A 25,546-nucleotide genomic window follows, 5' to 3' on the forward strand; every position below is an offset into this window, starting at 1 on the left:
TGTGTTCTACACTCTCAATCCCTGTGGTTCGAAGATACGATCACCCTCCGACATCGCCGCGGGCGGCTCAGATCAGGTCGGCGGTCCGCGCGATCCGGGCGAATCCGCCCTGCTGCAGCACCAGCCCGGTCGCGGCCATCAGCTCGGCCGCAGGGCGCGTCACGGTCCCCAGTCCCGCGATCTCCGCCGACAGATCGAAGGTGCGCGTGGCATCCAGCGCGACGGTCACGTCGTATCCGAGATTGCCCGCCATCCGCGCCGTCGTCTCCACGCACATGTTCGTCTGGATACCGCAGATGACGAGCTCCCGGATGCCGCGCTCCCCCAGCCACGCGTGCAGATCGGGGTCGCCGTAGAACGCGGAGTTGACGTTCTTCGTGAGGAACAGAGCCGGCTCGACAGCCGCGACGACGTCGACCAGGGCGTTCCCCGGCGACGCCGGATGCAGCGGAGATCCCTCCGACCGCGAGTCGTGGCGCACGACGACGACGGGCTCCCCGTCGGCCACCCAGCGCTCCACGAGGGCACCGACGTTGGCCTCGCAGTCCGGATTGGCGGTCGGCCCCCAGAAATCGAGGTTGTCGAAGCCACGCTGCATGTCGATCACGAGGAGAGCACGAGTCATGCCTCCATCACACCACCGACCGGGATGCCGTGCACAGCCTCGGGGCAGAGGTGACGCCTAGGCCGCCAGCGCCAGGTACGGCTCCCACCGGGGGTCGGACTTGTCGACTCCGCGGACCGTCCAGGACGACCCGTGAGGAGGCCCCGGAATCAGACGCAGCTCCCACATCATCTCCTGGGGCGTGCGGTCGCCCTTGATGTTGTTGCACCGCAGGCAGCAGGCCACGAGGTTCTCCCACGTGTCCTTCCCCCCGCGCGAGCGGGGAAGCACGTGGTCGATGGTCGACGCGGCCTTCCCGCAGTAGCCGCAGCGGTGCGCATCGCGACGCAGCACCCCCCGCCGGGTCACCGGAACGCGACGGGCGCCCGGGACGCGCACGTAGCGCGTGAGGATGATCACCGCGGGGCGATCGTACGTCCCCGCCGCCGCCCAGACGGGATCACCGTCCACGCGTTCGACGACGGTGGCCTTCTCGTTCATCACGAGCACGAGGGCCCGCTTGAACGACACGACGGCGAGCGGCTCGTAGCCCGCGTTCAGCACCAGTGTGCGCATTCCGTTTCCTCTCGAATGGCCGAGACGGCTTCTCGGATGTTCGACTCTCGACGGTGGAAGAGGCGCAGGGGCATGAAAAAAGGCGCTGTCTATGCAGACAGCGCCTCGGAAGCCGCGGTGAGGCCGCGGCATCCGCTCACACGATGCCGAAGGACGAGCAGCCCGAGCGCATCCATGGTGCGGATGCGAGGCATGGTGTCCATCAGCGTTCCCTTCGGTTCTCCCGACGTCGCGAATAGGCTAACCCACCGCGACACGCCCGGGGTCCGCTGCACGGGGAAACGACAGACGGCGTGTCGGAGAACGATCGTCTCCGGCACGCCGTCTGAGGACTTCGGTGTTCAGCCCGCGTTCTGCTGCAGCCAGGCGTACGGGTCGACCACGGAACCGTTGATGTGCACCTCGAAGTGGAGGTGGTTGGCCGTCGAGCTGCCCGTCGAGCCGACGAGGCCGATGAGCTGGCCCGCGGCGACGGTCTGGCCCGCCTGGACCTGGCGGCTGCCGTACGTCATGTGCCCGTATGTCGTGGAGACCTTCTGGCCGTTGATGACGTGCTCGATCACGATGCCGACGCCGTACCCGCCGTAGCTCTCGGACGAGACGCTCACGACACCGGCGGCGGCGGCGAAGATCGGCTGCCCCTGGGGCGCGAGCAGGTCGACGCCCTGGTGGTATCCGGAATCCCACAGCCCGCGACCGAGGATGTAGTTGGTGATCGGCCACCGGACCTCGCCCGAACCGGGCGCGGTCATGTTGAGGTTGACCGAGGAGACGGCGACGTTCGCACTCGCGGCCAGCTGCCGGGCACGTTCGGCGGCGGCCGCTGCGGCGGCCTCCTGATCCTTCTTCTTCTGGATCTCTTCGGCCGTCGTGGCGGAGTAGCTGCTGCGGTCCAGCGTCTCGGCGTTCGCGTTCGACGCGACGACGAGGGACTGGTTGTCGGGAGCCGACATCTCCTGCAGCGTCATGGTCTCGGCCGCGGGGAGCGACGCGGCGTACGCGGGGATCGCGACGGTCGCGACGAGGCCGGCGACCATCGAGAGGATCACGGCGCTGCGCAGCGGCTTCGCGCCGCGTCGGAACGACGAGGATCGGGGGGCGGGAGCGGGACGGGCGACGGCCGAGGAGGCCACGGCGGGTGTCCGCTGGGGGCGGCGAGCGGGTCGGGCGACCGCGGCGCGCGCGCTCTTTCGAGTCTGACCCGTCGCCGGGACCTCGGGCAGGTCCGCAACGGGATCGGTGTGTTCAGCCAAATTTCCTCCGGCGCCTCTGCGTGGTGCACGCTGGCTCGTCAGCACTCGATTTGGGGGCACGATGTGCGGGCTTCACCCTCTGCGGACGACGAGCCGGGGAGGCAAACCGCGAGGGGTCCGACGGCGGGCTTCTCGCCTGTGGACTCTCAGAGGCTACCCGAAGATAACGAAACTGTCACGCCTAGCGACGCGGTGTACAGGCGATGTCCGGGATACGACGATCTCCCGCGTCGACGCGCTCAGGCTTCGTCGACGAGGAAGATGTGCGACGCGACCTCGACGGGGAGCTCGAGCCCCTCGTCGACGCCGTCCATCTCGACGAGCACGTACCCCTCGTTGAAGCGGTAGTGGCCACGCGCGCCGGGCAGGACTCCGGCGGCCTTGAGCTGCTGGAGCAGCTCGGGATCGACCTGCGCCGGCTCTGCGAGACGCCGGACCGTGCCGGAGATCGGCGCCCCGGCATCCGTCAGCTTCCGCACGAGGCCCACGACACCCTCTTCGAAGGTCGCGCCGGCCACGTCGCCCAGCTGGTCGAGGCCCGGGATGGGGTTGCCGTACGGCGACTCGGTGGGGTGACCGAGCAGCTCGACGAGCCGACGCTCGACCTGCTCGCTCATGACGTGCTCCCAGCGGCAGGCCTCGTCGTGCACGTAGGCCCAGTCGAGGCCGATGACATCGCTCAGGAGGCGCTCGGCGAGACGGTGCTTGCGCATGACGTCGACGGCCTTCTGCCGCCCGTCGCCCGTGAGCTCGAGCCGGCGGTCTTCGGAGACGACGACCAGGCCGTCGCGTTCCATGCGCCCCACGGTCTGCGAGACCGTCGGACCGGAGTGGCCGAGCCGCTCGGAGATGCGCGCACGCAGCGGAACGATGTTCTCTTCCTCGAGCTCGAGGATCGTGCGCAGGTACATCTCGGTGGTGTCGATGAGATCGGTCATTCAGCAGTCCTCGGGCCTCGTAGCGGTCCTCCCAGCCTACCGACCCCCTCCGACACACGCGCCGGACGCGACGGACCCCCGCCCTAGAATCGACGCATGCCGCACGTGGACCTTCCCACCGACCTCCTGCCCGCCGACGGCCGCTTCGGATGCGGCCCCTCGAAGGTGCGCGGTGCGCAGCTCGAAGCGCTCGTCACCCGCGGGGCGACGATCCTCGGGACCTCGCACCGCCAGGCACCCGTCAAGAACCTCGTCGGCAGCACGCGCGAACGACTCGCCGAGCTGTTCCGCCTGCCCGAGGGGTACGAGATCATCCTGGGCAACGGCGGGTCGACCGCATTCTGGGATGCCGCCGCCTTCGGACTCATCGAGAACCGCAGCCAGAACCTCGTCTCGGGCGAGTTCGGCGGCAAGTTCGCCGCCGCCGCTGCCGCTCCGTGGCTGCAGGCGCCCGACGTGCGTCGCGCCGAGCCCGGCACCCGGGCCGGCGCGGAAGCCGTCGAGGGCGTCGACGTCTACGCCTGGCCGCACAACGAGACCTCCACCGGCGTCGCCGCTCCCGTGACGCGTGTGCACGGGGATGCCGGAGCCCTCACGGTCATCGACGCGACCAGCGCCGCGGGCGGCATCGACTTCGACGTGACGCAGGCCGACGTCTACTACTTCGCCCCGCAGAAGAACCTCGGTTCGGACGGCGGTCTCTGGTACGCCGCGGTCTCGCCGGCGGCGATCGAGCGCATCGAGCGCATCGCGGCATCCGGTCGCTACATCCCGGAGTTCCTGAGCCTCAAGAACGCTGTCGACAACTCGCGACTGCAGCAGACGCTCAACACGCCGGCGCTCGCGACCCTCCTGCTCCTCGACGAGCAGCTCGGCTGGATCCTCGACAACGGCGGCCTGTCGTGGGCCGGCGCCCGTACGCAGGAGTCCTCGTCCGCGCTGTACGCGTGGGCCGAGGCGAGCGAGGTCGCGACCCCGTTCGTCGCCGACCCCGCCGACCGCTCCCCCGTCGTCGTGACCATCGACTTCGACGAGTCGATCGATGCCGCCGCGATCGCGAAGAGCCTGCGCGCCAACGGAATCGTCGACACCGAGCCGTACCGCAAGCTCGGCCGCAACCAGCTGCGCATCGCCACGTTCGTCTCCATCGAGCCCGACGACGTGCGCCGCCTCATCGGCGCGATCGACTACACGATCGAGCACCTGCCCTCGGCCTGAGCCCCTCTCGACCGGAAGCCGTCCCGACCTGCGCGGGGCGGCTTCCGCCGTTCCCGGGAGCAACGCGGCGCGGTCAGAGGCGCGCGCGACATCGGCGGGGTGCCCGCGCGGGAAGCCCTCGTGCCCCGATCATCCGAGGAACCCGTGCGGGACTCCCCGGACGGCCGGTCGACTCAGTAGCTGCGCTCGCGCTCGTCGTCGTCCCCGTCGGGATCGTCATCCTCGGAGTCGTCATCCTCGGAGTCGTCATCCTCGGAATCGTCATCCTCGGAATCGTCATCCTCGGAATCGTCATCCTCGGAATCGTCGTCTTCGTCGCCGTCGTCCGAAGCGCCGGCCGACTCGTCCAACTCGTCGATGTCGACGCCGTCGAGGTCTCCCGCGTGCAGGCGCGCCTTCGGCTCGTCGTCATCGTCGTCGGTCTCGTCATCGGCGTCGTCATCGTCGTCGAGATCGTCGTCGTCGAGGTCGTCGGCCAGCTCGTCGTCGGCCTCGTCACCGGCGGCGGCCGCCGCGGCCTGGGCGGCCTGGTATTCGGCCAGGCGCTGGGCCCACGGCACCCAGTCGGGAGCCAGCAGCGCGCCGTCCCCGGGCAGCAGTTCGGCCTCGAGCACGGTCGGCTCCGAGTCCTCGACCAGCGCGACGGTGACCGTCCAGTACCACCCCGGATACCCGGCGAGACGCGTGTGGAACCGCAGCGAGACGACGTCGTCGGCCTCCACGACATGACCGGCGGCCGGTCCGACGGTCTCGGCCGGGGTGATCTCGTGGAGCGCGGCCAGTGCCAGGTCGTGGGCGTGGAGGAGCCGTTCGTCGGCGACGGGCTCAGGCTTCGAAGTCATCGGCGACCTTGCGCAGGACCGCGGCGATCTTCTTGGCGTGCGCCCCGCTCGGGTAGCGCCCGCGACGGAGGTCGCCCCCGATGCCGTCGAGGAGCTTCACGAGGTCTTCGACGATGATCGCCATGTCATCAGCGGGCTTGCGCGACCGCTTCGCCATGCTGACGGGAGCCTCGACCACGCGCACGGAGAGGGCCTGCAGGCCGCGCTTGCCGTCGGCGACGCCGAACTCCAGTCGCGTGCCGGCCTTCGGCCCGGGGGTCCCGGCGGGCAGGGCGGTGGCGTGCAGGAACACGTCCTGGCCGTCATCGGTGGTGATGAAGCCGAAGCCCTTCTCGTCGTCGTAGAACCTGACCTTGCCGGTGGGCATGGACACCTCGCTGGATATGTGCGCGAAGAGCGCGGCGGAACGCGGGACCCGATCGGATCCCGGCCCCCCAGCCTACGGCACGGCCGCCAGGCAGTAGGCTGACGACGATGAGCACGCGCACCCCCGACGGCGACGTCCCGATCCGGCGTATCGACCGGATCCTGGCCTTCATGTCCCTCGGTCTCGGGATCCTGTCGATCGTGTGCTTCTTCACCGTCATCCTCGCGCGACCCGCCGGCGTGACGAACTTCGGCGAGGGCATCTGGCCCACCGTCGTGATCCTGCCCCTGATCGCCCTTCCGATCGCCTTTCTCATGATGATGGCCGTGCTCATCATGAGCTTCGTGCGAAGGGCACGCGCCAACAAGGGACGCTGACGTGCCCGAGACCTCCGACCAACGTGCGCTGGCGGTCTCGCTGAGCGCGTTCGACGACGAGGTCCTCGCCCGCCTCCTCTCCGATCGCCACGTGGCGGCCTCCGCGACGTGGCGCGACATGTTCGACGCCGCCGACGCGCTGCTCGACCCCGCCTCGATCGCCCGCGCGCTGCCGTTGCTCGCGCGTGCGGAAGCCGAAGCGCTCGTCGCCGCGGTGGACGACGGCATCCCGGCTATCGGCCAGATCGGTCGCGCGCTCCACGATCGCGCCCTCGTCGACGACGACGGCCGCGCCTACGCCGCGGTCGCGAACGCGGTGAAGGACGCGGCTCCCGACGGGTTGCCCGCGGCATCCTCGGATGCCGTCGTCGAGGCCTCGGACGACGCGGCCGCCGCCGAGTCGGCCTTCACCAACGCCGCGGCCCTGGCCGATGTCCTTCTGCTCACGCTGGAGTCCCCCCTCGGACGGATCGGGTCGGGATCGCTCGGCGCGAGCGAACGCCGGCGGCTCGTCGATGCCGGAGCCGCCCCGTCGGGGGAGGAAGCCGATCTGCTGGTGGGCCTGGCCGCCCGCACAGGGTTGCTGGGCACGAACGGCCGCGCCTGGCTCGTGACCTCGGCAGGGCGTGCGTGGCTGCGCCTGCCCACTCTCGAGCGGTGGGCATCGACCGCCCGCACGTTGCGCGACACGCTCCCCCGGGCCTACCGCGCACCTTCGGGCGGATGGATGCCGCAGCCCACCTGGGCCGGAGCCACCCCTTTCGACCCCGCCGGACCCGAGCGCGCCGCGCGATGGACGCACCGCCTGCGGGCATGGGGTCTCCTCGACGCCCGCGGCGCGGTTCCCCCCTGGGGTCGGGGTCTGGCCGAGGGCGCCGACGTCGACACCTCGGTCCTGCGCGATCTGCTTCCGCCGGAGGTCGACAAGGTCTACCTGCAGAACGACCTCACCGCGATCGCGCCGGGGCCGCTCGCCCCGCACCTCGATGTCCGGCTGCGCGGGATGGCGGCGCGCGAGTCGCGCGCGCAGGCGTCGAGCTACCGATTCAGCGCGGCGACGATCGGCGCGGCCATCACCGCCGGAGAAACGGCCGACAGCCTCCGCGACTTCCTCACCGGGATCTCGCTCACCGGGCTGCCGCAGCCGCTCGCGTACGTCATCGAACGCACCTCCGCGGAGCACGGGCGAGTCCGCGTGAGTGCCGACACGGCATCCGGTCTCACCACTGTCCGCACGGACGACGAGACCCTGTTGCGCGCGATGGAGGTCGACACGTCGCTGCGTTCGGTGGCGCTCAGCCGCTCGGACGACGAGCTCATCACGCACGTCGCTGCCGACGTCGTGTTCTGGGCCCTGAGCGACGCCCGCTATCCGACGGTCGCCGTCGACGCGGACGGGCGCCCGCGGGCGGTCGAGCGGGCGAAGCTGGCCGCGGCCGCGACGCCCGACGAGCCTTCCGAGCTCTACGGTCCGCTCATCGCGCGCCTGCGGGCCGGCGGCGAGGATTCGGATGCCGCGTGGCTCGAGCGCGAACTCGATCAGGCGGTGCGCGCTCGCGCCGTGATCGACGTCACCGTGCGGCTGCCGGACGGATCCGCGCGCGTGTTCCGACTCGAGGCCACGGGACTCGGCGGCGGGCGCTTGCGCGGGCGGGATCGCGCCGCGGACGTCGAACGCACTCTGCCGCTGACGCACATCGACTCGATCAGCCCGGCCTCCTGAGCGTCGACCGGCGACCCGTTCCCGACGCACCGGTAGAATCGAACGCTATGGCTGACGGTCCCCTCATCGTCCAGAGCGACCGCACGGTGCTCCTGGAGGTCGCGCACCCCGATGCGGAGACCGCGCGGCACGAGCTCGCGGTCTTCGCTGAACTCGAGCGCGCTCCGGAGCACATCCACACGTACCGCATCACGCGCCTCGGGCTGTGGAACGCGCGTGCGGCCGGACACGACGCCGATGCCATGCTGCAGACGCTGGATCGGTGGTCGCGGTTCCCGGTCCCGGCGTCCGTGAGCACAGACATCCGCGAGACGGTGGGCCGATACGGACGTCTGGTGATCGAGCGCGACGAGGACGGGTCGCTCGTGTTGCGTTCCACCGACCCCGCGGTCCTCAGCGAGGTCTCGCGCAACAAGCGGATCTCTCCGCTGCTCATCGGCCACCCGACTCCCGACAGCTACACGGTCGACGCGTGGGCCCGCGGCCACATCAAGCAGGAGCTGCTGAAGATCGGCTGGCCGGCCGAAGACCTTGCGGGGTACACGCCCGGGACGCCCCACCCGATCGACCTGGCCGAGGACGGCTGGAAGCTGCGTCCGTACCAGCGTCAGGCGGTGGAGTCGTTCTCGGAGGGCGGCTCCGGAGTCGTGGTGCTCCCCTGCGGCGCGGGGAAGACCCTCGTCGGCGCGGGCGCGATGGCCGAGACGCGGACGACGACCCTCATCCTCGTGACCAACACCGTCAGCGCGCGCCAGTGGCGCGACGAGCTCCTCCGGCGCACGAGCCTGACCCCCGAAGAGATCGGCGAGTACTCCGGCCAGTCCAAGGAGATCAAGCCGGTCACGATCGCGACCTACCAGATCCTGACGGCTAAGCGCGGCGGGAAGTACGCCCACCTGGCCCTCCTCGACGCGCTCGACTGGGGGCTCGTCCTCTACGACGAGGTGCACCTCCTTCCCGCGCCGGTGTTCAAGCTCACCGCCGATCTGCAGGCCCGCCGCCGTCTCGGACTCACCGCGACGCTCGTGCGGGAGGACGGGCGCGAGGGCGACGTCTTCAGCCTCATCGGTCCCAAGCGCTTCGACGCGCCGTGGAAGGAGATCGAGGCCCAGGGCTTCATCTCCCCCGCGGCCTGCTACGAGGTGCGCATCGACCTGCCCGCCGACGAGCGGCTCGAGTACGCCGCCGCCGCGGACGAGGATCGGTACCGCCTCGCGGCGACCGCACCGGCCAAGATCGACGTCGTCCGGCGCCTCGTCGATCGGCATCCCGGCGAACGCGTCCTCGTGATCGGGCAGTACCTCGACCAGATCGACGAGCTCTCGGAAGCGCTCGATGCGCCGAAGATCACGGGCACCACGCCGGTCTCCGAGCGCGAGGAGCTGTTCCAGGCGTTCCGCGAGGGCGAGATCTCGTTGCTCGTGGTCTCGAAGGTCGCGAACTTCTCGGTCGACCTCCCCGAGGCCTCCGTCGCCGTGCAGGTGTCGGGCTCGTTCGGGTCGCGCCAAGAGGAGGCGCAGCGCCTCGGACGACTGCTCCGGCCGAAGCAGTCGGGCCACACCGCGAGCTTCTACACGCTCATCGCCCGAGACACGGTCGACCAGGACTTCGCGCAGAACCGTCAGCGTTTCCTCGCCGAGCAGGGCTACGCCTACACGATCCTGGATGCCGAGGGGATCGTCGCCGAGGCCGCCTGAGCACTACCAGGACTCGGCGTTTCTCGCGATATCCAGCGGTTCCTTGGGTGGAGTCACGATAATGGGCGCATGACAGCACCGCGCATCCTCGTCGTCGACGACGAACCCAACATCCGCGACCTGCTCATCACGAGCCTGCGTTTCGCCGGATTCCAGGTCCGCGCCGTCGCCAACGGCGCGCAGACCATCTCCGCGGTCCTCGAGGAGGAACCCGACCTCATCGTGCTCGACGTGATGCTGCCCGACATGAACGGGTTCAGCGTCACCAAGCGCCTGCGGGGGGCCGGTTACACCGCTCCCATCCTCTTCCTGACCGCCAAGGACGAGACCGAGGACAAGATCACCGGCCTGAACGCCGGCGGCGACGACTACGTCACGAAGCCGTTCAGCCTCGACGAGATCGTGGCCCGCATCCAGGCGATCCTCCGTCGCACGATGCAGGCGGACGAGGAGTCGGTGATCCGGACGGGTGAGCTGACCATGGATCAGGACACGCACGACGTCAACGTCGGCGACGTCTCGATCGATCTCAGCCCCACCGAGTTCAAGCTCCTCCGCTACCTGATGCTGAACCCGAACCGCGTGCTCTCGAAGGCGCAGATCCTCGACCACGTCTGGGAGTACGACTTCAACGGCGACGCGGGCATCGTCGAGAGCTACATCTCCTACCTGCGCCGCAAGATCGACCCGCACTCCTCGGAGCCGCTCATCCAGACCAAGCGCGGATTCGGCTACATGCTGAAGTCCGGCAAGACCGCCTGAGCGGAGAGCGATCCTGGAGAACTCCGACGATGCACTGACGCACTGGTGGCGCCGGCTGAGCCTTCGCACGAAGGTCACCGGCGTCACGGTGACGCTGCTGGCCGTCGGGCTCGTCGCCGCCGGCATCGGCACGCTCGTGTTCCTGCGTACGACGCTCATCAACAACCTCGACGAACAGCTGGGCCAGCAGGCGGCGGGCAACATCGCCAACAGCATCTTCGTCACCAACGACGTCGAAGGGCAGCTCACCTTCACGCAGGTCGACAACGCCCCGCAGATCGGCTCGATGGTCGTCGTCTACGGTCCTGACGGGCAGCGCGTGGCGTTCTACAACGGCACGGCGATGAAGACCGTGCCGCAATTGCCCGAGACCTTCTCGGTCGAGCAGACCTACAGCCAGGTCGACCGTCGCATCGACCTGGACGACCCGGTCTCCGGGCAGCACTTCATCGCGCGGGTGGGTCTGCTGCAGGTACCGGGCAACAACAGCTTCTACACCCAGATGGTCATCCAACCGCTGGCGCCGACCGACCGGATCGTGGCGGCATACGTCGGCATCTACGGTTTCGTGGCGCTGCTGATCCTGATCGCGAGCGCACTGCTCACGCGTGCCCTGGTGACGCTGACCTTCCGCAGCCTCGGCCAGGTCGAGACGACGGCCATGGACATCGCCGCGGGCGACTTCAGCCAGCGTCTGACGGACATCGTCCCCGACACCGAGGTGGGCCGACTCAAGGCGGCGATCAACGCGATGCTCGGGCGCATCGACGGCGCCCTGAATCAGCGGGATGCCACGGTCCGGCAGATGCGCCGGTTCATCGGCGACGCGAGCCACGAACTGCGCACCCCGCTCGTGACCATGCGCGGGTACGCCGAGCTGTACCGGATGGGGGCGATCCGATCCGATGAGGACGTGGCCCAGGCCATGGAGCGCATCGAGAAGGAAGCCATCCGCATGGGGGCCCTCGTCGAAGACCTCCTCGCGCTCGCGCGCCTCGATGAGAGACGCGACGTGGCGATCACGACCCTCGACCTGCGTCCCATCGCCCGCGATGCCGCGCTCGACCTCCGCGTGACCTCCCCGCAGCGCGAGGTCACCGTCGACGACACGACCAGCCGCGCCGCCATCGTCCTGCCCGTCATGACGCTCGATCCCGAACTCCCCGCCGAGGACGGTGCGGCGACGCCCGGCCGACGACGGACGGCACCGACCACCTCGGCGATGGCGATCGCCGGTGCGACGCTCTCCCGCCTCCGGCGTCGACGCGACGCCGGCGACACCGCGGAGACCGAGCCGGCACCGAAGGGCCCGGTCGACGCGACCGCGCAGCCGCGGCGGGTGACGAGCCTGGCACCGATCGTCCTCGGTGACGAGAACCGCGTCCGCCAGGTCGTCGCGAACCTCCTCGGCAATGCCCGCCGGTTCACTCCGGACGACTCCCCCATCGGCTTGCGCGTGGGGGTGGATGCCGAGACCGACATGGGGTGGATCGAGGTCATCGACCACGGCGAAGGTGTGCCCGAGCAGATCCGCGAGCAGATCTTCCAGCGCTTCTGGCGCGCCGACACCTCGCGCACCCGCGAAACCGGCGGCTCCGGACTCGGCCTGTCGATCGTGGCATCCATCGTCGACCTGCTGCACGGGAAGGTCGAGGTGGCCGACACCCCCGGCGGTGGCGCGACCTTCCGGGTGTCGCTGCCGCTCGCGGAGCGTCGGGATGCCAGCGAGCACGCGCTCATCACGACGCAGCCGCTCGAGCGGCTCCCCGAGGCCCTTCGGCCCGAGATCGCCGACGAGTAGCCCCCGCAGCGCGGCGCTGGCCCGCGCCGCGCTCCGCTGACTTCGGGCGAATGCCCGCGCCGACCCTGCCCATGCGTACATTCGCGCCAAGTCAACACCGACCGAAGCCGCCCGCGGCTCGCGCCCCGACGAAAGAACGCCCCCTCCCGAAGGAGGGGGCGTTCTTTCAGCGCTCAGGCGTGGATCAGAAGTCCATGCCGCCGGTCGGGTCGCCCGCGGGAGCGGCGACCTTCTCGGGCTTGTCGGCGACGACGGCCTCGGTGGTGAGGAAGAGACCGGCGATCGATGCGGCGTTCTGCAGCGCGGAGCGCGTCACCTTGGCGGGGTCGATGATGCCCTGCGCGAACAGGTCACCGTACTCGCCGGTCGCGGCGTTGAGGCCGTGGCCCACGGGGAGCTCGGAGACCTTGTTGGCCACGACGCCGGGCTCGAGGCCGGCGTTGAGGGCGATCTGCTTGAGCGGAGCCTCGATGGCGACGCGGACGATGTTCGCCCCCGTGGCCTCGTCACCGACGAGCTCGAGGTTCGCCAGAGCCGTCTTGCCGGCCTGGATGAGCGCGACGCCACCACCGGCGACGACACCCTCTTCCACTGCGGCCTTGGCGTTGCGGACGGCGTCCTCGATGCGGTGCTTGCGCTCCTTGAGCTCGACCTCGGTCGCGGCACCGGCCTTGATGACGGCGACGCCACCGGCGAGCTTGGCGAGGCGCTCCTGGAGCTTCTCGCGGTCGTAGTCGCTGTCGGTGTTCTCGATCTCGCGGCGGATCTGGGTCACGCGACCCTCGATCAGCGCGGAGTCACCGGCACCCTCGACGATGGTCGTCTCGTCCTTGGTGATGATGACCTTGCGCGCACGGCCGAGCAGGTCGACGGTCGCGTTCTCGAGCTTGAGGCCCACCTCTTCGGTGATGACCTGGCCGCCGGTGAGGATCGCGATGTCCTGCAGCTGCGCCTTGCGACGGTCGCCGAAGCCGGGCGCCTTGACGGCCACCGACTTGAAGATGCCGCGGATCTTGTTGAGCACGAGCGTCGCGAGAGCCTCGCCCTCGACGTCCTCGGCGATGATGAGGAGTTCCTTGCCCTCCTGGATCACCTTGTCGACGATGGGCAGAAGGTCCTTGATGTTCGAGATCTTCTGGTTCGCGATCAGGATGTACGGGTCTTCGAAGACCGCTTCCTGACGCTCGGGGTCGGTGACGAAGTAGGGGTTGATGTACCCCTTGTCGAAGCGCATGCCTTCGGTGAGCTCGAGCTCGGTGCCGAAGGTGTTGGACTCCTCGACGGTGACCACGCCCTCCTTGCCGACCTTGTCGATCGCCTCGGCGATGAGCTCGCCGATCGCGGGGTCAGCGGCCGAGATGGAGGCGGTCGCGGCGATCTGCTCCTTCGACTCGACCTCCTTGGCCGAAGCGAGGAGCTCGTCGGTCACGGCCTTGACGGCCTTCTCGATGCCCTTCTTGAGCGAGATGGGGTCGGCGCCGGCCGCGACGTTGCGCAGACCCTCGCGCACGAGCGCCTGAGCGAGGACGGTCGCGGTGGTGGTTCCGTCACCGGCGACGTCGTCGGTCTTCTTGGCGACCTCCTTGACCAGCTCGGCGCCGATCTTCTCGTACGGGTCGTCGAGCTCGATCTCCTTGGCGATCGAGACACCGTCGTTCGTGATCGTGGGGGCGCCCCACTTCTTCTCGAGCACGACGTTGCGACCGCGGGGGCCCAGGGTCACCTTGACGGCGTCGGCCAGGGTGTTGAGGCCGCGCTCGAGACCGCGACGGGCCTCTTCGTCGAAAGCGATGATCTTTGCCATAAGTTTGTCGTCCCTCCCGGACGGGTGACTTCCAGTTTTTGGCACTCGACGAAAGCGAGTGCTAATTCATTCTGGCACTCGCCCCTGGTGAGTGCAAGCCACACGACACCCCCGGACACGACGACGCCGCGGCCCCCGTGAACGGGGACCGCGGCGTGCGGGAAAGTGAGAGGCGGTCAGGCGATGAGGCGAACCGACTCGGCCTGCGGGCCCTTCTGACCGGACCCGACGGTGAACTCGACGGCCTGTCCTTCCTCGAGGACTCGGAAGCCGGACATCTCGATGTTCGAGTAGTGGACGAAGACGTCCTGGCCGTCCGTCACGGTGATGAAACCGTAACCCTTCTCGGCGTTGAACCATTTGACGGTGCCTTGGGCCATGCGAACTCTCCTGTTGCTGAACGACGTGGTCATCGTAAGCACGGGGAGCCGCGTGATTCCGGCCCGGGAGGCCATTGTTGACACGGCGGCATCCAACTTTTTACGCCGCGGAAACACCGGACGGCCGCAAGGGCTCAGGGGGTGGGCTGAGCCGCCCTGTCGAGACCGATCACCACGACCAGACGCTTCTCGGCGCTTTCGTCGTCGGCGGTGTTCGGATCGTCGGTGGGTTGGAGGAAGTCGCTCTGCGCGACCTCCGCGCTTCCGATCGCCGCGGCGAGGCCGAGCGCGGCCTGCTCGTCCGCCGAACTCTTGTAGTACACGGTCGTGGTGGCGAAGTCGGTCGTGTCGGAGTCGCCCGTCTGGACGGCGTCGCCCGACCACCCGAGGGCCACGATCTGATCCCGGAGGTTGCCCGCGAGGCCCTCGTCGGCGGTGCCGTTGAGGACGACCACCGAGTAGGAGGTGTCGATGGCCGGCGGAGTGGTCTCGGCCACGGTCGGCGTCGGCTCGGGATCGGACGACAACGAGATCCGCCCGGATGCCACGAGCACCCCGAAGATCCCGACGACGATGAGGACGATCGTTGCCAGCGCGGCCCAGAGGAAGACGAGCCACCCGCGCGAGCGAGGGCGCTCCGCCCGGTGGGCGCCGACGCGGCCGTCACCGTCCGGAAGGTCGTCGAAGCGATCCCGCGGGAAGGTCGATCTGGGCATTGGACGATGTTACCGGTCGGTTCCCCAGCGTCCGATCAGCGTGACGCCGTGCGCCCGAGGCGCGTGCGGTGCTGCTCGGCGGCCTCGTCCCGGCGGCGGCGGAGGCGCCGCACCAGCATCGGGTCGTGCGCCAGCGCCTCTGGGTCGTCGAGCAGACGCCCGAGCAGCTGGTAGTACCGGGCGGGCGCGAGGTCGAACTCCGCGCGGATCGCCTCTTCCTTCGCGCCGCCGTGGCGACGCCACTCACCTTCGAACGCGAGGAACGCGCGGTCACGGTCGGAGAGAGGCACGACCTCACGCTACTGCGCGCGGAAGGCGGATCCCGGATGCCACGCCACCCAAGCTCCGAGCGGGTCGACGCTGGCGAGGACCTCCCCGTCCAGCGCGAGCGCGAAGCCCCCCGGACGGAGGTCGGGCGTCTCGTTCCACGCATCGTGGAGGCCCGCGGCATCCAGGGTGACCCACCGCCCCGCGGCACGCGCGGCCGCGATGACGTCTCCGCGGTGACGCCGCGGCACGTGCGCGAGGACACCGGGCGTGGTGACGACCAGGGTCGCATCGCGCGGGGCGAGCGCCGCGAGCGCCGGGAGCGCCGCGGCCCCGTCCCCCTCGACGAGGAGGGGCGGATCGCCTGCGGCGATGTCGAGGGCCGCGGTGATCCGCTCGCGGCGGCCCTCCTCCCCCGGCCACACCAGCCCGGTGAGCCAGGCGCGATCGCGCGCATCCCGCGCGTCGAGCGGCTCGAGGTCGATCCCCGCCCGCCACACGACCTCGGGGAGGCGCAGCGGAGGGTCGCCCTCGATCTCGGACTCCAGCACCACCGGGCTCGGTCCGTCCGACGGGTCGAGGATCTGCACGGCGCCGTCCGAGGCGCGGAAGCGGTACGAGTACCGGTCGGGGTACAGGCAGAGTCCCGCACTGGCGCCGATCTCGATCAGCGCGATCGGCCCCTCGATGAGCGACAGCGCCGGCAGCAGCGCGGCGCATCGCAGCGGTTCGTTCGTCTGGAGGGTCCGCCCAGTGCACTCGTCGACGATCGCGTCGGCGTGCGCGACGACCCACGCGGCCCATCGATCCCCCGTCTCCATCGGCGCGCCGAGCAGACGCATGACCGCGAAGACGAGCGGCGGCTGGCGATGCGTGTCCGGGATCCGCGCCAGCACCTCGGCGACATCCGGATCGATCTCGACCCGTCGCGCCCAGTCCTGGTACACGCGGGAGCGGCCGCGCGCTTCGTCGCGGGCGAACCGCCCGTAGCGGTCGACGACGGCGGTCACGGCATCCTGGTCCACCCCGCGATTATCGCGCCACGGGCATCGCGCGTCCTGGACACGAGACAATGGAGGGGACGAAGGAGACCATCCATGACCTACGCCGTCGAAAAGTCCGACGACCAGTGGCGGGCAGAGCTGACGCCCGACCAGTACGCGGTCCTGCGCCAGGCCGGCACCGAGCGCGCCTGGACGGGCGAGCTGCTCGATGAGAGCCGCGCCGGCCTCTACGCGTGCGCCGCGTGCGGCGCCGAGCTGTTCCAGAGCGGCACCAAGTTCGACTCGCACTGCGGGTGGCCGAGCTTCTACGAGTCGGTGCGCCCCGAGGCCGTCGAACTGATCGAGGACAACAGCCACGGCATGCAGCGCACCGAGGTGCGCTGCGCGAACTGCGGCTCGCACCTGGGCCACGTCTTCCCCGACGGGTTCGGGACGCCCACCGGTGACCGCTACTGCATGAACTCGCTGTCGCTGAACTTCACCCCCGTCGACGAGGCATGAGCGCGCTCGAGGCGATGCGCGACCGCCGGTCGTGGTCGAAGGTCACCGATCTCGCCCCCACCGGACCCGAGCTCGAGGCGTTCGTCGCGGCGGCCGGTCGCGTGGCCGACCACAAGTCGCTGCGTCCGTGGCGGCTCATCGAGATCCGCGGAGCCGACCGCGACGTGCTCGCGCGCGCCCTGAATCGAGCGGATGGCAAGAAGGGCCTGTCCTCGAAGCCGCGTCGCGCACCGCTCATCATCGCCGTGGTCGCCGATCTCAGCTCGAAGAAGATCCCCGCGTGGGAGCAGGAGGCCGTCGCCTCCGGCGTCGCCCACATGCTGAGTCTCGCTCTCGACGAGGCAGGGTTCGGCGTGTTCTGGCGCACCGACGACAACACCCGCAGCAAGGTGCTCGCCAAGGCCCACGGCCTCGCGAAGGGCGAAGTCCTGCTCGGCTGGCTGTACGTCGGTGGCAAGCCGGTGCGTTCCCGACCCACTCGGCGCAAGACCGTGGATGCCGCGAAGCACCTGTCCCGGATGCCGGGAGGCAAGAAGCGTCGGAAGGTCGACGAGGCGCGCCTCTGACCCGTCGTCGTGGCGGCGGCCTCAGCGGGGGCGCCGACGGCGCCACGGCAGCGCCGCCACGACGACACCGACGATCGCCACGGACGCGGCGAGCACGGCGATCGGCGTCGCCGGTGCCGCCGGCGCGGGCCAGACGGCATCCAGGACGACCGAGGTCGTGAGCAGGCCGACGACGGATCCGAGTCCCAGCAGCAGGACACCCGTGCGCTGCACGATCACCGACGACAGGAAGATGTAGACCACCCCGACCGTTCCCCCGAGGTACAGCCATGGATCGGCGGGAAGGGCGCGTGGCGGCCCGACGATCGCGATGTGGACGAGCCCCGCGACGATGAGCACCGCCGTTCCGCCCGCGAAGTTCACGACCGTCGCCGCGAGGGGGCTCTGCACGCGCAGGCGCAGACGACCGTTCGTCCCCTGTTGCCACGCGACGCCGGCGCCCGCGATCACGGGGACGATCAGCATCCAGACCGGGATGCCGCCCACCCCGTCGCCCGTCAGCGAGACGCCGACTCCGGCGAGCGCCAACACGGCCCCGACGATCCGGCGGACGGTCACCGGAACCACTCCGGCCGGGCCGTGTCCGATGCGGTCGAGCAGCAGCCCGCCGGTGGTCTGGCCGGCGACGAATCCCACGGTGAACAGGGCGACGCCGATGGTCGCGACCGCGAGGCCCTGGCACGCGACGGTGAACGCCCCCGCGGCCCCGCCCCACAGCATCCAGGCGGGGACCGAGTGTTCGCGGACGCCTGCGACCAGACGCGCCAGCCCGGCGCGCCCCGCGGGGAGTGCCGCAGCGATCAGGAGCACCACGACCAGTCCCGATCCGAACGAGATCCCGCCCGCCAGCACGCCGTCGCCGATCTCGGCGCCGAGCGATCCGTTGACGCGGGCCTGCACGGCGGTGAGTGCACCGATCAGGACGGCTCCGATGACGGCGATCCCCGGTGATAGTCGTGGCGACATGGATCCTCTTCCCTGGGCACCGCTCGCGTCGAGGGCCGTCGTCGATCGTACGTGCCCGCGTGCCGATGTGGACCGGACGGCCCGGATGCGCGAGGCTTTCCGCGTGCCTCACCTCACCGCCGGCCCCGATGACGTCGCCGCAATCCTGTCCCAGCTGACCGCTGCGCGCGCGGACCGCGAGTTCCTCGCGAATGTCGAGATGCATCTCCCCCGGCTGCATGACCTGTTCCGACGCCTGTACGGCGACCGCCCCGACGGTCTCGAGCGTCTCGCCTCGGTCGTCGACCTCGCCCGCAGGTCGTGGACCGAGCGCCCCGCGGGACTCAGGGACGTCGATCGAGAACGGGCGAGCGCACCGGACTGGTTCGAGAGCGAGCGGATGCTCGGTGGGGTCTGCTACGTCGACCGGTACGCCGGTGGGCTCCGCGGCATCCGCGAGTCCATCCCGTACTTCCGCGAGCTGGGGCTCACCTACCTGCACCTCATGCCGCTGTTCGAGAGCCCCGAGGGCAACAGCGACGGGGGCTACGCGGTGTCGAGCTACCGCCGGGTGAACCCGGCGCTCGGCACGATGGAGGAGCTCGCCGAGCTGGCCGCGGAACTGCGCCACGCCGGGATCTCGCTCGTCGTGGACTTCATCTTCAACCACACCAGCGACGAGCACGAGTGGGCGCGGAAGGCCGTGTCCGGGGAGGCGGGCTACGAGGACTTCTACCTCATCTACCCCGACCGCGAGATGCCCGACGCCTACGAACGGACCACGCGCGAGATCTTCCCCGACGACCACGCCGGCTCCTTCGTGCAACTGCCGGACGGCCGGTGGATCTGGGCGACGTTCTACCACTTCCAGTGGGACCTCAACTACGCCAATCCCGCGGTGTTCGAGGCGATGGCCGGCGAGATGCTGTTCCTCGCGAATCAGGGCGTGGAGATCCTGCGGATGGATGCCGTGGCCTTCATCTGGAAACGGCTGGGCACGACGTGCGAGTCGCTGCCCGAGGCGCACCTCCTGCTGCAGGCGTTCAACGCGGTGCTGCGGATGGCCGCGCCGAGCCTGCTGTTCAAGTCCGAGGCGATCGTCCGCCCCGACGAAGTGGTCTCGTACATCTCCCCCGACGAGTGCCAGCTGTCGTACAACCCGCTGCAGATGGCGCTCACCTGGGAGGCTCTCGCCACCCGCGACGGACGCCTCCTGCAGCAGGCCCTCGAACGCCGACACGCCCTGCCCGAGGGCACCGCGTGGGTGAACTACGTGCGCAGCCACGACGACATCGGTTGGACGTTCGCCGACGAGGATGCGGAAGAGCTCGGCATCCAGGGGTATCCGCACCGGCGCTTCCTCAACGACTTCTACGTGGGACGCGTGGAGGGGTCGTTCTCGCGCGGGGTTCCGTTCCAGGAGAACCCGCGCACCGGCGACGCGCGCATCACCGGAACCACTGCGTCTCTCGCGGGGATCGAGGCCGGAGATGCGGGTGGCGAGGACCGGGTGATCCTCGCGCACGCGCTGGCGCTGTCCACCGGGGGCGTTCCGCTGCTCTACCTCGGTGACGAGGTCGCGCAGCTCAACGACTACTCCTATCGCCGCAACCGCGCCGAGGCCGGAGACAGTCGGTGGGTGCACCGCCCGCACCGCCCCGAGCAGAACTACGCCGACCGGACGGATGCCACGACCCCCGCCGGCCGCGTGTTCTCCCGACTCACGCGGCTCATCGACGTCCGCCGGTCGACGCCCGAACTCGCCGGCAACGAGCTCATCGCGTTCGACGCGCACGTCGACTCGGTCGTGGCGTTCCTTCGCCCCGGTGATGCCGGCACCGCCGTGCTCGTGCTCGCGAACGTCGCCGACCACGCCGTCGAGATCGACGCGCTGACCCTCTCGGGCCTGGAGCCGGATGCCATCGACCTCCTCGCCGACCGGCCCATCCCGCTCGCCGGCGGGCTGACCGTGCCGGCCCACGGGGTGCTGTGGTTGCGGGTGGGGCTGCGCTGACGGGCGAGGGAATTTGCTGATCGAGGGAGCGTGTCCCCCGAACGGTCTACATCAAATCCCGTCGGTCCGGCATAGTAGAACGTCACGGGTAGACGAGCCCCGGTCGTGCACCCATGGGGGGCTGCATCCGCGACTGGTGCCGCTGACCAGCCGGGGGGCGCTGATGAACATGGAACCGTTCTACGTCGAAGTGGAGCGACTGTCGCGGACGCGGTGGAAGTGGTCGGGTTGGGATGCCGGCGGCCCCGCCGTCGCGCACGGGTACAGCCGTACCGAGGCGCGGGCGCACGCTGACGCGCGGGAGTGGATGAAGCGCCGCTTTGCAGAGCGCGACACTCCGCCGCGCACCTCATCCGACCCCGACCCCACCCACGATCGCGACGGTACGGTCAACCCGCCGCTTCCACCCCGGGGATGACGGACACGGCGTCGTCGAGCAACGGTGCGAGCGTCTCCGCGAACGTTCTCGTCAGGTGACCCTTGTCGCGCAGAACCTTCACTCCTCCGATGACGAGCGGACAGCGGCTCTCGTCGCAGTACACGTCGGTGAGATCGAGCGGGTAGACGCCCGCGGTCCCCTGCGCAGCGGCGATGATGAGGTCTCGCTCGGCGAACGCCGTGTCCCGATCGACGGAGCAGTCCTCGGCCGAGCCCGGACGATACGTGCAGTTGAGGTCGCGCACGGCATCGACGACCGGGTTATCGGCGATCGCGAGGATCGGCGTACCCGAAGCGATGAGCGGCGCCCACGCCTCGCGGAACCCCGCCACCCCGGCGTCCTCGCTGGGCTTCCCCTCCGCGTCGAGGAAGACCGATTTGCGGGCGGAGTAGCTGTTCACGGCGAAAAGGAAGGGCGGCATCTGTGCGAGTTCGGCCCGCAAGGACTCGCCCCACGCCAGGCAGGAGCTGACCTCACGGGGAGGATCATCCCGTCGCGGCGCCGTGTTGAAAACGCAGTTGGCCTTGTAGTACGTCGTCACCTCCCAGCCGTGCTGCTCGGCGAGCGCCACCACGGCGGGCAGCAACGCGGCCGCGTGGGAGTTGCCGATGAGCAGGACCCGTCGGTCCGAGCCCTCGACCCCGAAAGTGCACCGCTTGACCTCGACGCCGGTCGTCGACGTGCGGCACTTCGTCGACTCCAGAGGAGACCTGTCGAGGTTCGCGTTGAGTCGCGGAACGCTCTCGGTCCATGTTTCCGTCTCGCACTGGGCATCCACCGCCCCGGCGCCGAAACACTCGTCGGCCGAAGAGGCCAGCTCGGCCGTTGCTCGCAGGTCGCTCTCCGTCGCACGATCAGTCGCGACCAGGCCGCCGCCGGCGAGAGCGGCGACCAGGACGAGCGCGGCGACCGGCGCCCACGGACGTGCCCGTGAAGGTCGAACGCGGATCCAGCTCATGGCCGGCTTCTCGACCCACACATGGGTGAGCCAGGCGAGGAGGACCGCCGATGCGATGATGCCCGCCCCGGTGAGGAAGTCGGGACGGTGTCCGGTCACCTCGATGACGAAGATGAGGATCGGCCAGTGCCACAGGTAGAAGCCGTAGCTGATCCCGCCGAACCACACGAGAGGGCGTCGAGCGAGAAGATTCTGCACACCACCCCGGGCGGGACCGCCGGTGCCCGACACGATCACCAGAACCGCCGCCAGTGTCGGCCAGAGAGCCGCCGGACCCGGGAAGGTCGCTCCCGCGTTCAAGACGAACCCGCAGAGAACGATCCCCGCAAGACCGACCCATCCCGCAATCGCCCTCAGGATGCCGGGCAGAACCACACCCGACAGCAGAAGAGCGCTCAAGCTCCCCAGTCCGAACTCCCACACCCGCGCGAAGGTGTTGTAGTACGCCTCCGACTGGTTCACGCCGACGGCGTACACCGCGTAGGCGAGGGAAGCCGCCGACCCGACCGCGACGAGGAGGGTCAGTGCGCGGCGAGAGTCCTTCGCCAGACGAGCCCGAACGATCAGCATGGCCACCAGGAAGAACACCAACCAGATGACGTAGAACTGTCCCTGAACCGACATCGCCCAGAAGTTCTGCACGGGTGACTGGAAGTTGTCACGTGCGAGGTAGTCGTTCCCCGACTTGAACAGCCACCAGTTCTCCACGTAGAGCGCAGAAGCGAGGATCTCGGTGAAGGTCTGCTGCCATTGCGAGCTCACCAGAAGGACCGGCGTCAGCAGCCCGACGACGGCCAGAACCACGGCGGCGGCGGGGAACAAGCGCGCGGCGAGACGCAGCAGGTAGCCGGAGGCACTCACCCGGCCGGTCCGGGTGATGTGTCCCAGAAGAGTGATCGTCGTAAGAAAACCCGCGATCACGAAGAACACATCGACACCGCCGGAGACACGCCCGAGCCAGATGTGGAACACCGCCACCAGGATCGCGGCCACGGCGCGGACGCCCTCGATCTCCGGGCGATAGTTGGCCGACGCGCGCTTGTCGTGCGCGCGCGTCGCGCTGCCGGCCGACTCGACCATCACAGCGCCGCTCGAACCAAGGACACAGTACGCATGGAACCCCCCATGCCGGCCCTCGTCGCACACACTTACGCGGCGACTCCCCCCAAGGGCCGGCGAATGGCACCAGACTACGCAGATTCCGTGGCCCGCGTCATCCCGTGGGGTGCGTGGGCGGATCCGCACGTGAACGGTCCGTGGTGCCGGCTACAGGACTTGAACCTGCAACCCCCGTATTACAAGTACGGTGCGCTACCAATTGCGCCAAGCCGGCGAGCCGCGGAGATCCGCGGACCTGACTGCAGTGGAGATCGATCCGCCGCATCCGACACGCAGGCCGGTGAGCACGAGTCTATCGAGCTACGGCCACGCTCATGGCCTCGCTTGGACAGGAGGCGGACAACGAGCCGCGCGCGGTCGTCCTGCTGCACACTGATCCCTTCCGGACATGGATGAAGCCCACGATGGCCCCGGCACGGAGATTCCCCTACTGTGTGCGGTGAGCCACGAACCTGGGGGAATCATGGGGATCTTGTCGCGCCGGAGCATGTTGACCGCAGCGGCCTGGGGCGCTCCGTCGATCGCCCTCACCGCGGGGAGTCCGCAGAGGGCCGAAGCGGCCGAAGCGACGACGCCGGAGTCCATCTGGGCCGTGACGGATCCCATCGCGATCGACGTCACCTCCTCGAGATGGGCAGTCGATGCGACCGGGGCCACAGACTCGACGGCGGGGTTGAATGCGGCGATAGCGGCCGCGCCCGTCGGAGCCACGCTCATGCTGCGGGGAGAGTTCCTCTTCAACTCCTCGGTGTCGATCCCAGGGTCGAAGTTCCTCACCATCGATGCGCGTGACGCGACGCTCGTACGCGGGGGTGACGGCTTCCTGATGCGCGCCGCCGGATCCCTCGAATCACCCACCTCCGTGACCACGGTGGTGACCGCCTCGACCGTGCTCGACGGCCAGACCTATTCGTTCTCCCGCCTCACCCTGAATGAGGCACGCAACTGGGCGAGAGGAGACGTCGTCAAGGTCGTCGCGGACGACCCGGCCCCCACCGCTCGCTACGCATCCGGCGCCGCTTCGATCCCACGGATCGGCGAATTCGCGACGGTCTTCCGGGTGGATGGCACCACCGTCGACCTGGTCAGCACTCTCATCGACGCGTACCAGACCAACGTGCGCGTCGCGCGACTGGCCCCGGGGTCGGCGACGTTCCTCGGCGGCACCTGGGACATCACCGACGGAGTACTGAGCGGTCGAGTCGTCGGCGGGGCCATACGGTGCACGAACCTCACGCAACCGACGGTTCTGGATCAGGAGGCACTTCGAGACGTCGGACAACCCGTGATGATGCGGTCGTGTTTCGGGTACCTCGTTGAGCGGCAGCTGGTGCGGTACGCGATGAACGCCCCCGACAACTCGCCCTCGGTCGTCGGATACGGGGTCGTCGATCAGGGCTCGATGCATGGGCGCGCACGCGACTGTCGCACCCTCGATGGACGCCACGGGTGGACCGACGTCGCGGCATCCGTCGAGTCGAACGGAGATCTCGGTCTCTACGGGCGCACCATGTTGGCGAAGATCTTCGGTGCGCAAGTGACAGCGGCAGGAAACTCCGGCCTCGACACCCATCACGGCTCGTACGGCATCGAATTCCACGGGGCGACCGTGGTCGGTGCGCCCGGAGCTCACACAGGCTTCGGTCTTCGAGGTGAGAAACACCGTGTAGTCGGTTCGACCGTTGTGGGGTGTGAGAACGCGATCACTGTCTTCACCGACACCTCGGGCTCGGGGTCGGCGACATCGCCCGAGTCTCGCGAGCACTTCGAGAACGACCTGCGAACCGTCGACACGCAGCGGGTGCTGAACGTCGATGTCCGTGGCACCGGACACCAGAGTGCCGGTCAGCGGGATACGCGTTGGAGCGTCATCATCGATGGTGTTCATGCGCAGGGGGCGCAGCAGCTCGCCCACGTGAGCAACGGGCGCGCGCAGATCCGGAACGCCGTCGTCACTCTCGGGTCGGCCGTCGCGGGAACTGTCGTCGAGGCTCTCAACTCACAGCTGATCGTCGAGGCCGAGATCAACGCGGATGAGGTGGCGACGGCGACCGACACGCCTCGCATCGCCTACTCAGCGAGCTCCGACTTCCGGTTCAGCGGACGCATCTCGACCTCCAGCGCCTACAGAACGGCTGTCGGACCACAGCCCTTCTACTGCGAGACATCGACTCAGCGAGCGGACTTCGACGTCATCTTCGAACAGTCATGGGCGAGCGACAACCTGTTCCGTGTCCAAGAAGCAATCACGAAAGCAAGTGTCGTGTGGCGGGTGCTCCCCGACGCCGCCGATACCGGCACCCAACGGTCCTCCGCATCTCTCGAGATCGTCGGCAGCGATCTCGAAACGACGGCATACCCCGCGCGATTGCTCCGGTCGATCGAGCCGAATCTTCTTCTGCTGGCTCGCACCAAGGACGGGGTCGCGCGTAACCTCGGGCCGCTCGGTTCCGGCAAGTTCATCGGCCAGCGTCTCACGGTTTCGCCATCGAGCCTCAGCGGCGCTTTCACCGTCCGACACGGGGCCTCCTACGGAACGTCGCTCGCCGGCGCCTCCGACAAGACGCTCACCGTGGGGCAATTCCTGCGACTGATCTGGATCGGAACCGTTTGGGCGCAGGAGGCCGCGCTCTAGTCGGAACCCGCGACCCGATCCTGCTCGCGCGGGCCTCGGC

The 25,546-nt window shown here is 69.3% G+C and carries 23 protein-coding genes and 1 tRNA gene; 10 read left to right on the top strand and 14 right to left on the bottom strand.

Annotated features, from left to right (window positions below; all coding sequences use genetic code 11):
• Nucleotides 1-67: 67 nt before the first annotated feature.
• From P8R59_RS17940 to P8R59_RS17955, 4 genes are all read right to left on the bottom strand, one after another.
• Nucleotides 68-625, bottom strand: a complete 558-nt coding sequence (locus P8R59_RS17940; RefSeq protein ID WP_278102168.1) for a cysteine hydrolase family protein — start codon at nucleotides 623-625, stop codon at nucleotides 68-70.
• Between the two features lie 57 nt (nucleotides 626-682).
• Nucleotides 683-1,180, bottom strand: a complete 498-nt coding sequence (locus P8R59_RS17945) for an HNH endonuclease (RefSeq protein ID WP_077051985.1) — start codon at nucleotides 1,178-1,180, stop codon at nucleotides 683-685.
• Nucleotides 1,181-1,521: 341 nt separating this feature from the next.
• Nucleotides 1,522-2,313, bottom strand: a complete 792-nt coding sequence (locus P8R59_RS17950; protein ID WP_278102169.1) for a M23 family metallopeptidase — start codon at nucleotides 2,311-2,313, stop codon at nucleotides 1,522-1,524.
• Nucleotides 2,314-2,672: 359 nt separating this feature from the next.
• Nucleotides 2,673-3,371: a metal-dependent transcriptional regulator gene (locus P8R59_RS17955; protein WP_278102170.1), complete on the bottom strand. Its 699-nt coding sequence runs from the start codon at nucleotides 3,369-3,371 to the stop codon at nucleotides 2,673-2,675.
• A 96-nt stretch (nucleotides 3,372-3,467) separates the two neighbouring features.
• Here P8R59_RS17955 and serC point away from each other — a divergent pair, with 96 nt between their 5' ends.
• Nucleotides 3,468-4,589, top strand: a complete 1,122-nt coding sequence (gene serC, locus P8R59_RS17960; protein WP_077051988.1) for a phosphoserine transaminase — start codon at nucleotides 3,468-3,470, stop codon at nucleotides 4,587-4,589.
• Nucleotides 4,590-4,762: 173 nt separating this feature from the next.
• Here the strand turns inward: serC and P8R59_RS17965 are convergent, their stop codons facing one another.
• Complete coding sequence (locus tag P8R59_RS17965) at nucleotides 4,763-5,431, bottom strand: DUF3027 domain-containing protein (protein WP_278102171.1); 669 nt, start codon at nucleotides 5,429-5,431, stop codon at nucleotides 4,763-4,765.
• A complete protein-coding gene (locus P8R59_RS17970; protein WP_077051990.1) occupies nucleotides 5,415-5,798 on the bottom strand; it encodes a cold-shock protein in 384 nt (127 codons plus the stop codon). The genes P8R59_RS17965 and P8R59_RS17970 overlap by 17 nt, the downstream gene beginning before the upstream one ends.
• 107 nt (nucleotides 5,799-5,905) lie before the next feature.
• Between P8R59_RS17970 and P8R59_RS17975 the strand changes: the two genes are divergently transcribed.
• The 5 genes from P8R59_RS17975 (at nucleotide 5,906) to P8R59_RS17995 (ending at nucleotide 12,158) form a co-directional block, all read left to right on the top strand.
• The gene (locus tag P8R59_RS17975; protein WP_278102172.1) at nucleotides 5,906-6,175 is read left to right on the top strand and encodes a multidrug ABC transporter ATPase; all 270 of its coding nucleotides are present in this window, start codon (nucleotides 5,906-5,908) and stop codon (nucleotides 6,173-6,175) included.
• A gap of 1 nt (nucleotide 6,176) precedes the next feature.
• Entirely contained in the window at nucleotides 6,177-7,898 is a 1,722-nt protein-coding gene (locus P8R59_RS17980) for a helicase-associated domain-containing protein (protein ID WP_278102173.1), read from the top strand.
• 47 nt (nucleotides 7,899-7,945) lie between these two features.
• Complete coding sequence (locus P8R59_RS17985) at nucleotides 7,946-9,595, top strand: DNA repair helicase XPB (protein WP_278102174.1); 1,650 nt, start codon at nucleotides 7,946-7,948, stop codon at nucleotides 9,593-9,595.
• 69 nt (nucleotides 9,596-9,664) lie between these two features.
• Nucleotides 9,665-10,357 carry a response regulator transcription factor gene (locus P8R59_RS17990; RefSeq protein ID WP_077051994.1) on the top strand — a complete coding sequence of 231 codons (693 nt, stop codon included), beginning with the start codon at nucleotides 9,665-9,667 and terminating at the stop codon, nucleotides 10,355-10,357.
• A gap of 88 nt (nucleotides 10,358-10,445) precedes the next feature.
• The gene (locus P8R59_RS17995; RefSeq protein ID WP_278102175.1) at nucleotides 10,446-12,158 is read left to right on the top strand and encodes a sensor histidine kinase; all 1,713 of its coding nucleotides are present in this window, start codon (nucleotides 10,446-10,448) and stop codon (nucleotides 12,156-12,158) included.
• A 184-nt stretch (nucleotides 12,159-12,342) separates the two neighbouring features.
• Here P8R59_RS17995 and groL read toward each other — a convergent pair whose 3' ends face one another.
• The 5 genes from groL to P8R59_RS18020 all read right to left on the bottom strand — a co-directional run bounded on the left by groL (nucleotide 12,343) and on the right by P8R59_RS18020 (nucleotide 16,350).
• Nucleotides 12,343-13,962, bottom strand: a complete 1,620-nt coding sequence (gene groL, locus P8R59_RS18000) for a chaperonin GroEL (protein WP_077051996.1) — start codon at nucleotides 13,960-13,962, stop codon at nucleotides 12,343-12,345.
• A gap of 176 nt (nucleotides 13,963-14,138) precedes the next feature.
• Nucleotides 14,139-14,342, bottom strand: coding sequence for a cold-shock protein (locus P8R59_RS18005; RefSeq protein ID WP_022877418.1), 204 nt, complete (start codon nucleotides 14,340-14,342; stop codon nucleotides 14,139-14,141).
• 134 nt (nucleotides 14,343-14,476) lie between these two features.
• Nucleotides 14,477-15,058 (bottom strand): LytR C-terminal domain-containing protein, encoded by a 582-nt coding sequence (locus tag P8R59_RS18010; RefSeq protein ID WP_278102176.1) that lies wholly within the window; start codon nucleotides 15,056-15,058, stop codon nucleotides 14,477-14,479.
• Nucleotides 15,059-15,093: 35 nt separating this feature from the next.
• On the bottom strand, nucleotides 15,094-15,348 hold the full coding sequence (locus tag P8R59_RS18015; RefSeq protein ID WP_077051998.1) for a DUF3263 domain-containing protein: 255 nt from the start codon (nucleotides 15,346-15,348) through the stop codon (nucleotides 15,094-15,096).
• 9 nt (nucleotides 15,349-15,357) lie between these two features.
• Complete coding sequence (locus P8R59_RS18020) at nucleotides 15,358-16,350, bottom strand: DUF2332 domain-containing protein (protein ID WP_278102177.1); 993 nt, start codon at nucleotides 16,348-16,350, stop codon at nucleotides 15,358-15,360.
• Nucleotides 16,351-16,422: 72 nt separating this feature from the next.
• Here P8R59_RS18020 and msrB point away from each other — a divergent pair, with 72 nt between their 5' ends.
• Nucleotides 16,423-16,830 carry a peptide-methionine (R)-S-oxide reductase MsrB gene (msrB, locus tag P8R59_RS18025; RefSeq protein ID WP_278102178.1) on the top strand — a complete coding sequence of 136 codons (408 nt, stop codon included), beginning with the start codon at nucleotides 16,423-16,425 and terminating at the stop codon, nucleotides 16,828-16,830.
• Entirely contained in the window at nucleotides 16,827-17,396 is a 570-nt protein-coding gene (locus P8R59_RS18030; protein ID WP_278102179.1) for a nitroreductase family protein, read from the top strand. Before msrB ends, P8R59_RS18030 begins: the two co-directional genes overlap by 4 nt.
• A 21-nt stretch (nucleotides 17,397-17,417) precedes the next feature.
• Here P8R59_RS18030 and P8R59_RS18035 read toward each other — a convergent pair whose 3' ends face one another.
• Complete coding sequence (locus tag P8R59_RS18035; RefSeq protein WP_278102180.1) at nucleotides 17,418-18,362, bottom strand: DMT family transporter; 945 nt, start codon at nucleotides 18,360-18,362, stop codon at nucleotides 17,418-17,420.
• Between the two features lie 85 nt (nucleotides 18,363-18,447).
• Here P8R59_RS18035 and P8R59_RS18040 point away from each other — a divergent pair, with 85 nt between their 5' ends.
• Nucleotides 18,448-20,355, top strand: a complete 1,908-nt coding sequence (locus P8R59_RS18040; RefSeq protein WP_431606866.1) for an amylosucrase — start codon at nucleotides 18,448-18,450, stop codon at nucleotides 20,353-20,355.
• Nucleotides 20,356-20,744: 389 nt separating this feature from the next.
• Here P8R59_RS18040 and P8R59_RS18045 read toward each other — a convergent pair whose 3' ends face one another.
• Both P8R59_RS18045 and P8R59_RS18050 read right to left on the bottom strand, forming a co-directional pair.
• A complete protein-coding gene (locus P8R59_RS18045) occupies nucleotides 20,745-22,832 on the bottom strand; it encodes an acyltransferase family protein (RefSeq protein WP_278102181.1) in 2,088 nt (695 codons plus the stop codon).
• A 177-nt stretch (nucleotides 22,833-23,009) separates the two neighbouring features.
• Nucleotides 23,010-23,085 (bottom strand) — tRNA-Thr (locus P8R59_RS18050).
• Between the two features lie 273 nt (nucleotides 23,086-23,358).
• Between P8R59_RS18050 and P8R59_RS18055 the strand changes: the two genes are divergently transcribed.
• Entirely contained in the window at nucleotides 23,359-25,506 is a 2,148-nt protein-coding gene (locus P8R59_RS18055) for a hypothetical protein (protein WP_278102182.1), read from the top strand.
• The last annotated feature ends 40 nt before the right edge of the window (nucleotides 25,507-25,546 follow it).

It is taken from the genome of Microbacterium proteolyticum (assembly GCF_029639405.1).
Taxonomy (GTDB): domain Bacteria; phylum Actinomycetota; class Actinomycetes; order Actinomycetales; family Microbacteriaceae; genus Microbacterium.

Coding starts and splice junctions, on each gene's coding strand:
- P8R59_RS18055 (WP_278102182.1), top strand. CDS start 23,359: ATGTTGACCGCAGCGGCCTGGGGCGCTCCGTCGATCGCCCTCACCGCG.
- P8R59_RS17985 (WP_278102174.1), top strand. CDS start 7,946: ATGGCTGACGGTCCCCTCATCGTCCAGAGCGACCGCACGGTGCTCCTG.
- P8R59_RS18045 (WP_278102181.1), bottom strand. CDS start 22,832: ATGGTCGAGTCGGCCGGCAGCGCGACGCGCGCGCACGACAAGCGCGCG.
- serC (WP_077051988.1), top strand. CDS start 3,468: ATGCCGCACGTGGACCTTCCCACCGACCTCCTGCCCGCCGACGGCCGC.
- P8R59_RS18040 (WP_431606866.1), top strand. CDS start 18,448: ATGCGCGAGGCTTTCCGCGTGCCTCACCTCACCGCCGGCCCCGATGAC.
- msrB (WP_278102178.1), top strand. CDS start 16,423: ATGACCTACGCCGTCGAAAAGTCCGACGACCAGTGGCGGGCAGAGCTG.
- P8R59_RS17940 (WP_278102168.1), bottom strand. CDS start 625: ATGACTCGTGCTCTCCTCGTGATCGACATGCAGCGTGGCTTCGACAAC.
- P8R59_RS18005 (WP_022877418.1), bottom strand. CDS start 14,342: ATGGCCCAAGGCACCGTCAAATGGTTCAACGCCGAGAAGGGTTACGGT.
- P8R59_RS17990 (WP_077051994.1), top strand. CDS start 9,665: ATGACAGCACCGCGCATCCTCGTCGTCGACGACGAACCCAACATCCGC.
- groL (WP_077051996.1), bottom strand. CDS start 13,962: ATGGCAAAGATCATCGCTTTCGACGAAGAGGCCCGTCGCGGTCTCGAG.
- P8R59_RS17945 (WP_077051985.1), bottom strand. CDS start 1,180: ATGCGCACACTGGTGCTGAACGCGGGCTACGAGCCGCTCGCCGTCGTG.
- P8R59_RS18030 (WP_278102179.1), top strand. CDS start 16,827: ATGAGCGCGCTCGAGGCGATGCGCGACCGCCGGTCGTGGTCGAAGGTC.
- P8R59_RS17955 (WP_278102170.1), bottom strand. CDS start 3,371: ATGACCGATCTCATCGACACCACCGAGATGTACCTGCGCACGATCCTC.
- P8R59_RS17970 (WP_077051990.1), bottom strand. CDS start 5,798: ATGCCCACCGGCAAGGTCAGGTTCTACGACGACGAGAAGGGCTTCGGC.
- P8R59_RS17975 (WP_278102172.1), top strand. CDS start 5,906: ATGAGCACGCGCACCCCCGACGGCGACGTCCCGATCCGGCGTATCGAC.
- P8R59_RS18035 (WP_278102180.1), bottom strand. CDS start 18,362: ATGTCGCCACGACTATCACCGGGGATCGCCGTCATCGGAGCCGTCCTG.
- P8R59_RS17965 (WP_278102171.1), bottom strand. CDS start 5,431: ATGACTTCGAAGCCTGAGCCCGTCGCCGACGAACGGCTCCTCCACGCC.
- P8R59_RS18010 (WP_278102176.1), bottom strand. CDS start 15,058: ATGCCCAGATCGACCTTCCCGCGGGATCGCTTCGACGACCTTCCGGAC.